We start from the raw sequence: 12,708 nt of genomic DNA, 5'->3' as shown, positions 1-12,708 counted from the left end.
GAATGGATGCCCGAAGGAACGCATTCACCTCATCACTGAACCGCATCCCTCCTCTTCCTGATCACGAAGTTGCCCTTCCGATCCGACGCTGCGGCGTCCTCCGGCAGCCGCCCATCGAAGCTCCGGAGGAACCACTGCAGGCGCTCATGGGGTGTGAGCGCCATGAACGCACGCTCTCGCCGGGCGTTCGACTCCTCCTTCGTCTCAAAGCGGATGCGCTTATCCACCACGATGCCCTCTGGGTTGATGCTGAACGCCTGCCACTATGCGCGCCGTGCTCCTCAGGCCACCTTCAGCGCATTCTCCACCTTCTCTTTCAGGAGGGCGTGCTTCACCACCTCGATCATCTCGGTGACGTAGGTGAAGCGCATGCCCTTGGTGTAGCGCGCGTCGATGTCCTCGATGTCCTTGCGGTTGTCGGCGCTGAGGATGATCTCCTTGATGCCGGCGCGCTTGGCGGCGAGGATCTTCTCCTTGATGCCGCCCACGGGCAGCACGCGGCCGCGCAGGGTGATCTCGCCGGTCATGGCCACGGCCTTGCGCACTTTCTGCTGGGTGAAGGCGCTGGCGATGCTGGTGAGCATGGCGATGCCCGCGCTGGGGCCATCCTTGGGCGTGGCGCCCTCGGGCACGTGCACGTGCACGTTCCAGCGCTTGAACACCTCGGGCTCAAGGCCGATGATGTCGCTGTGGGCCTTGATGTACTCCAGCGCGATGACGGCGCTCTCCTTCATCACGTCGCCCAGGTTGCCGGTGAGGGTGAGCTTGCCCTCGCCCTTGGTGATGCTGGTCTCGATGAAGAGGATGTCGCCGCCGGTGGGGGTCCAGGCCAGTCCGGTGACCACGCCCGCCACATCGTTGCCCTGGTACTTGTCGCGGGCATGGCTGGGTCCGTAGATCCGTGGCAGCTCATCCGCGGAGATGGTGACGCTGTGCTTCTGCTTGAGGGCGATCTGCTTGGCGCGGTAGCGCACGAGCTTGGCGATGCGCTTCTCCAGGGTGCGCACGCCGCTCTCGTCGGTGTACTGCTCGATGATGGCCTCGAGCAGCCCGGGGGCCATCTTCAGCTGCTTGGGCTTGATGCCGTTCTCGGCGAACTGCTTGGGCAGCAGGTGGCGCACGGCGATCTCCACCTTCTCCTCCTCGGTGTAGCCGTTCACCTCGATGATCTCCATGCGGTCGCGCAGCGCCGGGTGGATGGTGCTGAGGCTGTTGGCCGTGGCCACGAACATCACGCGGCTCAGGTCGTATTCCACCTCCACGTAGTTGTCGTAGAAATGGCTGTTCTGCTCGGGGTCGAGCACCTCCAGCAGCGCGCTGGCGGGGTCGCCCTGGTGGCTGCGCCCCACCTTGTCGATCTCGTCGAGCACGAAGAGGGGGTTGCTGGTGCCGGCCTTCTTCATGCTCTGGATGAGCCGGCCGGGCATGGCCCCGATGTAGGTCTTGCGATGGCCGCGGATCTCGGCCTCGTCGTGCAGGCCGCCCAGGCTCATGCGCACGTACTTGCGGCCGAGCGCCTCGGCGATGCTCTTGCCCAGGCTGGTCTTGCCCACGCCGGGAGGACCGTAGAGGCAGATGATCGGCGCCTTCATATCGCCCTTGAGCTTCAGCACGGCGAGGTGCTCGATGATGCGCTCCTTCACCTTCTCCAGCCCGAAGTGATCGCGGTCCAGCACCTTCTGGGCATGCTTGAGGTCGAAGTTGTCCTTGCTGTATTCGTTCCACGGCAGCTCGAGCAGCAGCTGCACGTAGTTGTACTGCACGCTGAACTCGGCGCCGGCGGGGTTCATGCGCTGCAGCTTGGCGAGCTCCTTCTCGAAGGTCTCGCCCACCTTCTTGCCCCACTTCTTGCGCGCCGCCTTGGCGCGCATCTCCTCCAGCTCCATCTCGATGGGGTTGCCGCCCAGCTCGTCCTGGATGGTCTTCATCTGCTGGTGCAGGAAGTACTCGCGCTGCTGGCGGTCCACCTCGGTGCGCACCTTGCTCTGGATCTCGTTCTTCATCTGCAGCATCTGCAGCTCCTTGGTGAGGTGCGCAAGCAGCATGGAGGCGCGCTCGCGCAGGTCGGCCACCTCCAGCATCTTCTGCTTCTCGGCCACCTCGGCCTGCATGTTGCTGCTGATGAAGTTCACCAGGAAGGAGGGCGAGTCGATGTTCTTGATGGCGAACTGCGCCTCGGTGGGGATGTGCGGGCTCTGCTTGATGATCTCGAGGGAGAGGTCCTTGAGCGAGCTCACCAGCGCCTGGAAGCTCTTGTCGTCCTTGGCCGGCCGGATCTCCTCGAACTCCTTCACGCGTGCCGTGTAGTAGGGGTCGACCTTCACCATCTCCAGCACTTCGAAGCGCTTCTTGCCCTGGATGATGGCGGTCGTGCTGCCGTCGGGCATGCGCAGCATGCGGATGATCTGCGCGATGGTGCCCACCTTGTTCAGGTCCTCCGGCCTCGGCTCCTCGATCTGGCTGTCCTTCTGGCTCACCACGCCCAGGGTGCGGTTGCCGCGATACACGTCCTGGATGAGCCGGATGCTGCGGTCGCGCCCCACCGTGATGGGGATGACCACGCCGGGGAAGAGCACCGTGTTGCGCAAGGGCAGGATGGGCAGCTCGGGCGGGGTGGTCTCCGCGTTCATCTGCTCCTCGTCCTCGGCCGTGATGAGCGGGATGAGTTCGGTCTCGTTCTCGAGCGCTTCGCTGCTGAAAAGGTCGGGGCTGCTATGGAGGAGGTCGTTCATCGACGATCGGGTCACAGTGGAAGGTTCAAAGTTACCTCCCCTGCGCCGCGGCATGCGCGGGCCGTTTTCAACAGGGGTGGGCCACTGGGTCAACAGCTATGCCGCTCGCACGCGACTGACAGATGGGCAGTGGACAGAGGCACGGCGCTGCCACCGGCGGCCGGCGCCATCGGTCGCTAGCCCGGGCCCTGCCGCTCCAGCCAGCCCTGCAGGAGGATGGTGGCGCTGATGCGGTCCAGCTGCCCCTTCTCGCGCCGGGCCATGCGCCCCTTGCCGCTGGCCAGCAGGGTCTGCTGCGCCATGCGGCTGGTGAAGCGCTCGTCCGCCAGCTCCACGAAGCATTGCGGGAAGCGCCGCTTCAGCTCCTGCTCCAACAGCCTGACGTTCGGGGTGATATCCGTATCGCTGCCATCGAGGCCGGTGGGCAGGCCCAGCACGAAGCCGTCCACGGCCTCCTTGTCGCAATAGGCCTTGAGGTAGTGCAGCAGCGCCCGGCTCTCCACCGTTTCCAGCGCCGTGGCGATGATGCGCAGCGGATCCGTGACGGCAAGCCCCGTGCGCTTCAGCCCGAAGTCGATGGCAATGACGCGTCCCATGGCGCGAAGGTCGCTCACGCCGCCGTGGGGAGCGCCGGATGCGGCCGATCGACCTTCATCTTTGCAGGATGCATGAATTGATCGAAAAGGCCTGGGAGAACCGCGACATGCTGCGCGACCAGGAGGTGGTGATGGCCATCGAGCGCGTGGTGGAGGAATTGGACCGCGGAGCGCTGCGCGTGGCGGAGCCCGACGGCCAGGGCGGCTGGCGCGTGAACGACTGGGTGAAGAAGGCCGTGATCATGTACTTCCCCATCAAGCAGATGCACACCCTGGAGGTGGGGCCCTTCGAGTTCCACGACAAGATCCCGCTGAAGAAGCGCTACGCCCAGCTCGGGGTGCGCGTGGTGCCGCACGCCATCGCCCGCCACGGCAGCTACCTGGCGCCGGGCACCATCCTCATGCCCAGCTACGTGAACATCGGTGCCTACGTGGACGAGGGCACCATGGTGGACACCTGGGCCACCGTGGGCAGCTGCGCGCAGATCGGCAGGCATGTGCACCTGAGCGGCGGGGTGGGCATCGGCGGGGTGCTGGAGCCCGTGCAGGCCGCCCCGGTGATCGTCGAGGACGGCTGCTTCATCGGTTCCCGCGCCATCGTGGTGGAGGGGGTGCGCGTGTGCCAGGAGGCCGTGCTCGGCGCCAACGTGGTGCTCACGGCCAGCACCCGCATCATCGATGTCACCGGCCCCGCGCCCGTGGAGATGAAGGGCGTGGTGCCGCCGCGCAGCGTGGTGATCCCGGGCACCGTGCCCAAGCGGTTCCCGGCCGGCGACTATGGCGTGCCCTGCGCCCTGATCATCGGCCAGCGCAAGGAGAGCACCGACCGCAAGACCTCGCTGAACGACGCTCTCCGCGAGCACAGCGTGGCCGTGTGAGGGGGCGCGTTCCGGGCTTGCCGTTACCTTCGCCGCCCCGGCACCAGCCGGCATCCCCACACGAACCATGAGCTACGACGTCATCGTCCTCGGCAGCGGCCCCGGAGGCTATGTTGCCGCCATCCGCGCCAGCCAACTGGGCCTGAAGACCGCCATCGTGGAACGCGAGGCCCTCGGCGGCATCTGCCTCAACTGGGGCTGCATCCCCACCAAGGCCCTGCTGAAGAGCGCCAACGTGTTCGAGTACATCAACCACGCCAAGGACTACGGCATCACCGTGGGCGCGCCCAAGGCCGACTTCGGCGGCATGGTGAAGCGCAGCCGCGAGGTGGCCGACAGCAACAGCAAGGGCGTGGGCTTCCTGATGAAGAAGAACAAGATCGAGGTGATCATGGGCACCGGCAAGCTGCTGCCGGGCAAGAAGATCGAGGTCACCGCCGCGGACGGGAAGAAGAGCACCGTGGAGGGCAAGCACATCATCATCGCCACCGGCGCCCGCAGCCGCGAACTGCCCGCCTTGAAGCAGGACGGCAAGAAGATCATCGGCTACCGCGAGGCCATGGTGCTGCCCGAGCAGCCCAAGAGCATGGTGGTGGTGGGCAGCGGTGCCATCGGCAGCGAGTTCGCCTACTTCTACAACGCCATCGGCACCAAGGTCACCCTGGTGGAGTTCATGCCGAACATCGTCCCGGTGGAGGACGAGGAGGTGAGCAAGCAGCTGGAACGGAGCTTCAAGAAGCAGGGCATCGAGGTGATGACCGGCAGCGAGGTGACCGCAGTGGACACCAAGGGCAACGGCTGCAAGGTGACGATCAAGAGCGCCGCCGGCGAGAAGGCCGTGGAGTGCGACATCGTGCTCAGCGCGGTGGGCATCGCGGCCAACATCGAGGGCATCGGCCTGGAGGAGGTGGGCATCGTCACCGACAAGGGCAAGATCAAGGTGGACGAGTTCTACGCCACCAACATGCCCGGCTACTACGCCATCGGCGATTGCACGCCCGGCCAGGCCCTGGCGCACGTGGCCAGCGCCGAGGGCATCATCTGCGTGGAGAAGATCGCCGGGCATAACCCGGAGAAGCTGGACTACAACAACATCCCCGGCTGCACCTACTGCTCCCCCGAAGTGGCCAGCGTGGGCTACACGGAGAAGCAGTGCAAGGAGAAGGGCCTGGCCATCAAAGTGGGCAAGTTCCCTTACAGCGCCAGCGGCAAGGCCAAGGCGGCGGGCAACACGGACGGCTTCGTGAAGCTGATCTTCGATGCCAAGTACGGCGAGCTGCTCGGCGCGCACATGGTGGGCCTGAACGTGACGGAGATGATCGCCGAATGCGTGAGCATCCGCAAGCTGGAGACCACGGGCCACGAGATCATCAAGACTGTGCACCCGCACCCCACCATGAGCGAGGCGATCATGGAGGCGGCCGCAGCGGCCTACGGCGAGGTGATTCATCTGTAAAGCTGAAACACGAAAGCGGAAAGCTGAAACGCGGCCGATTTCAGCTTTCCGCTTTCATCCTTCCTCTCGTGTGCGGCATCGCCGGTTCATACCACCTCGGCAGCGGCCGGCCCCCGGTCGATGACCGCATCGGCGAAGCGCTGGCCTGCCTGGCGCATCGCGGCCCGGATGATGAAGGCACCTACCGCAAGGGGAACGCCGTGCTGGGCCATCGCCGCCTGAGCATCATCGACACCAGCGCGGCGGGGCACCAGCCCTTCACCGACGATGGCGGCCGTTACACCATCGCCTTCAACGGCGAGGTCTTCAACTTCCAGGAGCTGCGCGCGCAGCTCGAGGCGGCCGGCCACGCCTTCCGCAGCCGCACCGACACCGAAGTGGTGCTGCGCCTCTTCGCCGTGAAGGGCGAAGCCTTCCTGCACGAGCTCAACGGCTTCTTCGCGCTGGCGATCCACGATGCGGAGAAGGACGAGCTGCTGCTGGCCCGCGACCGCTTCGGCGTGAAGCCCCTGTGGTGGAGCGAGCAGGACGGCCTGCTGCGCTTCGCCAGTGAGCTGCGCGCCCTGAAGGCGCTGGGCGCCCGCGGCGAACCGGACCGGCACAGCCTGCAGCAGTACTTCACCTACCACTACATCCCGGCGCCCTGGAGCATCCTGAAGGGCGTGCGGAAACTGGAACCGGGGGAGCTCCTGCGCGCAACCGCCGCCGGCACGCGACGCGAGCGCTGGTACGACCTGCCTGAGGCCGCGCGCCGAACCCCGCTCCCACCCGACCCGGTGGCGCAGCTGCGGGAGCTGCTCGAGGACGCCGTGCGCATGCGCTTGATCAGCGATGTGCCCATCGGCACCTTCCTCAGCGGCGGGCTCGACAGCAGCATCGTGAGCGCCCTTGCCGCCCGGCACCAGCGGGGCCTGCGCACCTTCAGCATCGGCTATGCCGACGACCCCTACTTCGACGAGACCCGCTACGCCGAGGAGGTGGCGCGCCGCATCGGATCGGAGCACACCACCTTCAAGCTCACGCGCGACGACCTCGCCGCGGCCTACACGGACCTGCTCGCGGCCATCGACGAGCCCTTCGCCGACAGCAGCGCCCTCCCCTCCTTCATCCTCTGCCGCGAAACGCGCAAGCAGGTCACCGTGGCGCTGAGCGGCGATGGCGCCGACGAGGTGTTCGGCGGCTACCGGAAGCACCAGGCCGAGCTGCACCTGGCCAAGCCCGGACCGCTGGAGAAGGCCGTGATCGCGCTGGGACCGCTCTGGCGCAGGCTGCCGCGCTCGCGCAACAATCCCATCACCGATGCCTTCCGCAGGCTGGAGCGCTTCGCCAACGCCGCCTCGGGGCACCGCGAGCAGCGCTGGCTGAGCCTGGCCTCGTTCGACAGCGATGGCGATGCGGGCGCCTTGGTGCCCCGGGCCGCCCACCCCATGGAACTCGATGACCGCGACCTGGGCATGACCCAGGGCATGGCGCAAATGCCCGGCCTGAACGGCTATCTGCTGGCCGATGTGCGCACGGTGCTGCCGAACGACATGCTGCACAAGGTGGACCTCACCAGCATGGCCCATGCGCTGGAGGTGCGGACCCCCTTCCTGGACCGCCGGGTGGTGGAGCTCGCCTTCGCCCTGCCGGCGGAGCTGAAGCTGCGCCCGGGCGTGGGCAAGGCCATCCTGCGCGAAGCCTTCGGCGGCCTCTTGCCCGCTTCGGTCCTCGAGCGGGGGAAGCAGGGCTTCGAGGTGCCGCTGCGCGATCTGCTGCTGGGGCCGCTGGCCCCGTGGCAGGACCGGCTGCTGACGCGCGACCTGGTGGAATCGGCCGGTCTCCGCTGGGAGGCGGTGGAACCGATCCGGCGCCGCCTGCGCTCGGCGCGGCCCGGCCAGGCACAGGCAACCGTGCATGCCCTGCTCGTCTTCCTCTCGTGGTGGAAAACCCACGGCCGCTGAGGCCCCCGAGCGCGGCCCGGCGGCTACATTCGCCCACCCCGCCCGCATGCCCCGCGTCCTTCGCATCCTCAACCGCTTCAACCTCGGAGGCCCCACCCACAACGCGGCCTACCTCACGCGGTACCTGCCGGATGAGTTCGAGACGCTGCTGGTTGGCGGCAGCCAGGAGGCCACCGAAGAGGGCAGCCACCATATCCTGGAACGCATGGGCGTTAAGCCCTTGATCCTGCCCGAGTTGCAGCGCGAGGTGGCCCCGTGGCGCGACCGTGGCGCCTACCGGCGCATCAAGGAGCTGATCCGCGAGTTCAAGCCGGACATCGTGCATACCCATGCGGCCAAGGCCGGCGCCGTGGGCCGCATGGCCGCCGCCGACCTGGGCGTGAAGGCCATCGTGCACACCTTCCACGGCCACGTCTTCCACAGCTACTTCGGGCCGGTGCGGACGGCCTTCTACAAGGGCATCGAGCGCTACCTCGCCCGGCGGTCCACGCGCATCATCGCCATCAGCGAGCGGCAGAAGGATGAACTGGTGAACGAGCACCGCATCTGCCCGGCATCCAAGGTGGCCGTCATCCCCTTGGGCTTCGACCTCAGCCGGTTCCAGGAGGACCAGGCCCGCAAGCGCGCCCTCTTCCGCAAGGTGTATGGCGTGGCCGACGACGAGATCGCGGTGGGCATCATCGGCCGCCTGGTGCCCATCAAGAACCACGGCCTCTTCCTGGACGTGGTGGCCAAGGCCTCGGCCGCCACCGGCCGCAAGCTGCGCGCCTTCATCGTGGGCGATGGCGAGGAGCGGGACCGGCTGCAGCAGCGGGCCAATGAACTGGGCCTGAGCCAGGTTCAGGGCCCCTATTTCAACGGGCACGGCTTCGGCCATGGCGTGAACGGGAAGCCCCTGGTGGGGCGCGCCACCGTCACCTTCACCAGCTGGATCAAGGAGGTGGACATCGTGAACGCCGGGCTGGACATCGTCATGCTCACCTCCCTCAACGAGGGCACCCCGGTGAGCCTAATCGAGGCACAGGCCAGCAACCGCCCCGTGGTGAGCACGCGGGTGGGCGGCATCGAGAACGTGGTACGGCCGGGCGAGACGGCGCTGCTGAGCGAATCCGGCGATGCGGCCGGCATGGCGCGCCACCTGGCCCACCTGGTGATGGACGAGGCCCTGCGGAGCCGCATGGGCAGCGGCGGCTGGGCGCATGTGCGCGACCGCTACCATTACACCCGGCTGGTGCAGGACACCGCACAGCTCTACCGATCGCTCCTGGCCTGATGCCCGCCGGGGCCGTTCGCTACATTTGGCCACTTATGCTTCGCACGCTCCGCTCCCTCGCGGCGGCTGTCATCCTGGCGGGCCTTCTGCTCACCGGCTGCACGGTCAACCGCGACATCATGTTCAAGACCCCGACGGACCACGCCTACGCGGCCTTTCCGGACACCGGCATCCATAACCGCTTCCTGGTGCTCCAGCCCAACGATGTGCTGCAGTTCAGGCTATTCGCCAACGACGGCTTCAAGATGATCGACCTGGTGAGCGAGGGGGGCACGCGCGAGGCGAACATGGCCATCCGCAACCTCTTCCTCTACACCATCGAGAGCGACGGGCTGGCCAAGCTGCCCCTGCTGGGCCGGGTGAAGCTCTCGGGCTACACCATCCGCGAGGCCGAGATGTACCTGGAGGAGAACTACGCCAAGTACTACAACAAGCCCTATGTGCAGCTGATGGTCACCAACCGCCGCGTGGTGGTCTTCCCCGGCGAGGGCGGGGACGCGCGGGTGATCACCCTGGAGAACAACAACACCACCCTGCTGGAGGTGCTGGCCCTGGCCGGCGGCGTGGCCCGGCGGGGGGATGCCCGCCGCGTCAAGCTCTTCCGCCACCACCCCGACGGCTCGCGGACGGTGCACCAGTTCGACATGTCCGATATCGATGGCCTGAAGTACGCGGACATCGTGATGCAGGGCGATGATGTGGTGTACGTGCAGCCCAACCCCGAGATCGCCCGCGAGGTCCTGCAGGACCTCACCCCGGTCATCACCCTGCTCACCAGCATCGTGCTCGTGATCGGCGTGGTGCGCGGATTCGGCAACTAAGCGCACGCGCGGATGCTCTCCGAGGATATCAGCAACCGCAACGTAAGCTTCGAGAGCTACAAGCAGCGGATCACGAACTTCAGCAATGAGTTCGAGCTCGGGCTGTTCCTCTACATCCTGAAGCGCAGCATGGTGTGGGTGGTGCTGGTGCTCCTGCTCGCCGGCGCCTCGGCGGCGCTCTACCTGCGCTACACGGCCCCCATCTTCCAGTCGCGCGCCATCATCCAGGTGGGCGGCAGCAACACCGCCAAGCAGGTGCTGATGATGGCCACCTTCACCGAGGACCAGAACCTGGCCGTGGACCTGGAGTTCATGCGCAGCCGCCTGTTCCTGGGCATGGCCCTGGAGCAGCTCCCCCTGCAGGTGAGCTACTTCAACCGGGGCCAGATCCTCACCGAGGAGTACTACATCCACAGCTTCTTCAAGCTGCGCGACCTGACGGTGACCGACAGCGCCGTAGTGGACCTCCCGGTCTTCGTGGACCTCTCCAAGCCCGACCGCGTGGGCTTCAGCTACACCATCGGGTCGGTGGTGATCAAGGAGAGCTTCCCCCGCAGCGGCGAGATCCGCCTGCCGCATTTCACCTGCCGGCTCGAGCTGGGCGACCATCCCATCCTGCACGATCCCGATGCGAAGGTGAACCTGTACCTGAAGATCAACTCGCTGCCCAAGCTGCTGGACAAGTACGCCGCGCAGGTGCTGGTGAAGGTGCTGGACTACAACGCCAAGACGATCGAGGTGAGCTGCAGCGACCCGAACCCCTGGCTCGCGCGCGACCTCTCGCAGGCCCTGGCCACCACCTTCATCGATTACGACCTCGTGCGCCAGAGCAGCAGCGCGCGCAACGTGATCGAGTTCATCCGCACGCAGAAGGACACCGCCTACGGGGAGCTGCGCGACTCGGAGTTCACCCTGCAGCGCTTCCGTGGCGAGAACCGCGTGGCCGATGTGCAGACCCTGACCCCGCTGCTGCTGGAGCGGTCGGACCGCTACGAGGACGACCTGGTGCGGCTCACGCTCGACATCGAGGTGCTCCGGGCCCTGGAGGCCGCCACCGACCGGCCGGTGGAGGAGATCGATGCGCACGACCTCATCCCCCTGCTGCTCGGCACCAAGTACGAGCCCACGCTCTCCACCCCGCTGCGCCAGCTGCAGGACCTGCTGCAGGACCGCGAGATCATCGCCACGGAGGCCACCCCGGTGCACCCCGCTTCGCGCGCCACCGCCGGGCGCATCGAGATCCAGAAGAAGGTGCTGCTGGAGACCATCCACCGCCTGCGCCGCGCGGCCGAGGAGCAGCGCGACGACCTCGCCGGGCAGCTGGAGGAGCTCGACTCCCGCTTCCGCAAGCTGCCGGAGAAGGAGCTGGAGTACGCCCGCGTGGAGCGCGTGTTCAACATCAACCAGAAGTACTACACCCTGCTGCTCGAGAAGGAGATCGAGTACCGCATCAGCAAGGCGGGCTTCGTCCCGCAGAACCGCATCCTCCAGGATGCCGCCCTGGCCCAGGTGCCCATGACCCCGAACCGCGAGGTGGTCATCATCTCCTACCTCGTCACCGGCATCGCCATCTGCATGCTCATCCTGCTCGTGCGCTACATCATGCACGACAACATCACCAGCCTGCACGACATCGCCAAGCTCTCGCATGCGAGCATCGGCATCCTGGGCATGATCCCCAAGTACAAGAAGGAGATCCCCATCTCGCAGCTGCTCATCGACAAGAACCCCAAGTCGCTCATCGCCGAGGCCTTCCGGTCGGTCCGCACCAACATGCAGTTCGTGGACAACACCCCCGGGCCCAAGGTGGTGGCCATCACCAGCACCATCTCCGGCGAGGGCAAGACCTTCGTGGCGATGAACCTGGCCGGGATCATCTCCTACGGCGGAAAGCGCGTCATCATCCTCGACCTCGACATGCGCAAGCCCAAGATCCACCTGGGCTTCGATGTGGACAACGCCCGCGGCATGAGCACCATCCTCATCGGCAAGGACACGCTCGACTCCTGCATCCGCAAGAGCAACCTGGCATCGCTGGACTACATCACGGCCGGCCCCATCCCGCCGAACCCCTCGGAGCTCATCATCAGCCAGGCGATGACCGACGTGCTCACCGAGCTCAAGCAGCGCTATGACGTGGTGCTGCTCGACAACCCGCCGGTGGGCCTGGTGACCGATGGCATCCCCATGATCCAGCTGGCCGACTACCCCATCTACATCTTCCGCAGCGACTACAGCAAGAAGCAGTTCGTGCAGAACGTGGACCGGCTGATCAACGAGAACAGCATCAAGCGGCTCACCTGCGTGCTCAACGGCGTGGACATCGACCGGAACAAGTACGGCTACAACTACGGCTATGGCTACGGCTACGGCTATGGCTATGGCTACAGCGGCGGCTATTACGAGGAACGCAGCACCAAGCGCAAGCGCGGACTCTTCGGCGGCCTATTCAGCAAGGGATGATGGAGACCACGACCTACCCCATCCAGGGCCTGCTGCTCATGCGGCCCCGCATCTTCGCCGATGACCGGGGCTCCTTCATGGAGACCTGGAGCCAGCCGGCCATGGACCGGCTGATCGGCCCGCGCGCCTTCGTGCAGGACAACGAGAGCACCTCGCGCCGAGGCGTGCTGCGCGGCCTCCACTTCCAGATCGCCCCCCATGCCCAGGGCAAGCTGGTGCGCGTGGTGCGCGGCGCCGTGATCGACGTGTGCGTGGACATCCGCCCCGGCAGCCCCACCTACGGCCGGCACGTGAAGGTGCCCCTTGACGGGAGGTCGCCGGCCATGCTGTGGGTGCCGCCGGGCTTCGCGCACGGCTTCGTGGCGCTCGAGGACGACACCGTCTTCGCCTACAAGTGCACCGCGCTCTACCACCCCGCCTCGGAGCGCACCATCCGGTGGGACGACCCCGACCTGGGCATCGATTGGGGCATTGAAGCGCCCTTGGTGAGCCCCAAGGACCGCGAGGGCTTCGCCTTCAACGGCCCCTGGGGGCGATAGGAGCCCA

General features: G+C 66.5%; 10 protein-coding genes. 7 read left to right on the top strand and 3 right to left on the bottom strand.

All coding sequences use genetic code 11. The annotated features are described in order from the left end of the window. Positions 1–32 precede the first annotated feature (32 nt). The 3 genes from QY325_01635 to ruvX form a co-directional block, all read right to left on the bottom strand. On the bottom strand, positions 33–227 hold the full coding sequence (locus QY325_01635) for a hypothetical protein (protein ID WKZ66637.1): 195 nt from the start codon (positions 225–227) through the stop codon (positions 33–35). Positions 228–281: 54 nt separating this feature from the next. Further along, the gene (gene lon, locus QY325_01630) at positions 282–2,732 is read right to left on the bottom strand and encodes an endopeptidase La (GenBank protein WKZ66636.1); all 2,451 of its coding nucleotides are present in this window, start codon (positions 2,730–2,732) and stop codon (positions 282–284) included. A gap of 176 nt (positions 2,733–2,908) precedes the next feature. Then, positions 2,909–3,328 (bottom strand): Holliday junction resolvase RuvX, encoded by a 420-nt coding sequence (gene ruvX, locus QY325_01625; GenBank protein ID WKZ66635.1) that lies wholly within the window; start codon positions 3,326–3,328, stop codon positions 2,909–2,911. Between the two features lie 68 nt (positions 3,329–3,396). Between ruvX and QY325_01620 the strand changes: the two genes are divergently transcribed. From QY325_01620 to rfbC, 7 genes are all read left to right on the top strand, one after another. Beyond that, positions 3,397–4,206, top strand: a complete 810-nt coding sequence (locus tag QY325_01620; GenBank protein WKZ66634.1) for a 2,3,4,5-tetrahydropyridine-2,6-dicarboxylate N-succinyltransferase — start codon at positions 3,397–3,399, stop codon at positions 4,204–4,206. A gap of 67 nt (positions 4,207–4,273) precedes the next feature. Beyond that, positions 4,274–5,662: a dihydrolipoyl dehydrogenase gene (gene lpdA / locus QY325_01615; GenBank protein WKZ66633.1), complete on the top strand. Its 1,389-nt coding sequence runs from the start codon at positions 4,274–4,276 to the stop codon at positions 5,660–5,662. A gap of 68 nt (positions 5,663–5,730) precedes the next feature. After that, positions 5,731–7,605: an asparagine synthase (glutamine-hydrolyzing) gene (gene asnB, locus QY325_01610; GenBank protein ID WKZ66632.1), complete on the top strand. Its 1,875-nt coding sequence runs from the start codon at positions 5,731–5,733 to the stop codon at positions 7,603–7,605. A 46-nt stretch (positions 7,606–7,651) separates the two neighbouring features. Further along, a complete protein-coding gene (locus QY325_01605) occupies positions 7,652–8,878 on the top strand; it encodes a glycosyltransferase (GenBank protein WKZ66631.1) in 1,227 nt (408 codons plus the stop codon). A 35-nt stretch (positions 8,879–8,913) separates the two neighbouring features. Next, complete coding sequence (locus QY325_01600; protein ID WKZ66630.1) at positions 8,914–9,699, top strand: polysaccharide biosynthesis/export family protein; 786 nt, start codon at positions 8,914–8,916, stop codon at positions 9,697–9,699. A 12-nt stretch (positions 9,700–9,711) separates the two neighbouring features. Beyond that, positions 9,712–12,162 carry a polysaccharide biosynthesis tyrosine autokinase gene (locus tag QY325_01595; protein WKZ66629.1) on the top strand — a complete coding sequence of 817 codons (2,451 nt, stop codon included), beginning with the start codon at positions 9,712–9,714 and terminating at the stop codon, positions 12,160–12,162. Beyond that, positions 12,159–12,701: a dTDP-4-dehydrorhamnose 3,5-epimerase gene (gene rfbC, locus QY325_01590; GenBank protein WKZ66628.1), complete on the top strand. Its 543-nt coding sequence runs from the start codon at positions 12,159–12,161 to the stop codon at positions 12,699–12,701. Before QY325_01595 ends, rfbC begins: the two co-directional genes overlap by 4 nt. Positions 12,702–12,708 lie beyond the last annotated feature (7 nt).

The organism is Flavobacteriales bacterium (assembly GCA_030584065.1).
Lineage (GTDB): Bacteria > Bacteroidota > Bacteroidia > Flavobacteriales_F > PHOS-HE28 > PHOS-HE28.
Note: the sequence above shows the minus strand (reverse complement) of the source record. Positions and strands in the feature narration are given on the sequence as shown.

Bases quoted from the DNA above. Each gene is read 5' to 3' on its own strand.
- lon (WKZ66636.1), bottom strand. From the start codon at position 2,732: ATGAACGACCTCCTCCATAGCAGCCCCGACCTTTTCAGCAGCGAAGCG.
- ruvX (WKZ66635.1), bottom strand. From the start codon at position 3,328: ATGGGACGCGTCATTGCCATCGACTTCGGGCTGAAGCGCACGGGGCTT.
- QY325_01620 (WKZ66634.1), top strand. From the start codon at position 3,397: ATGCATGAATTGATCGAAAAGGCCTGGGAGAACCGCGACATGCTGCGC.
- lpdA (WKZ66633.1), top strand. From the start codon at position 4,274: ATGAGCTACGACGTCATCGTCCTCGGCAGCGGCCCCGGAGGCTATGTT.
- QY325_01605 (WKZ66631.1), top strand. From the start codon at position 7,652: ATGCCCCGCGTCCTTCGCATCCTCAACCGCTTCAACCTCGGAGGCCCC.
- QY325_01600 (WKZ66630.1), top strand. From the start codon at position 8,914: ATGCTTCGCACGCTCCGCTCCCTCGCGGCGGCTGTCATCCTGGCGGGC.
- QY325_01595 (WKZ66629.1), top strand. From the start codon at position 9,712: ATGCTCTCCGAGGATATCAGCAACCGCAACGTAAGCTTCGAGAGCTAC.
- rfbC (WKZ66628.1), top strand. From the start codon at position 12,159: ATGATGGAGACCACGACCTACCCCATCCAGGGCCTGCTGCTCATGCGG.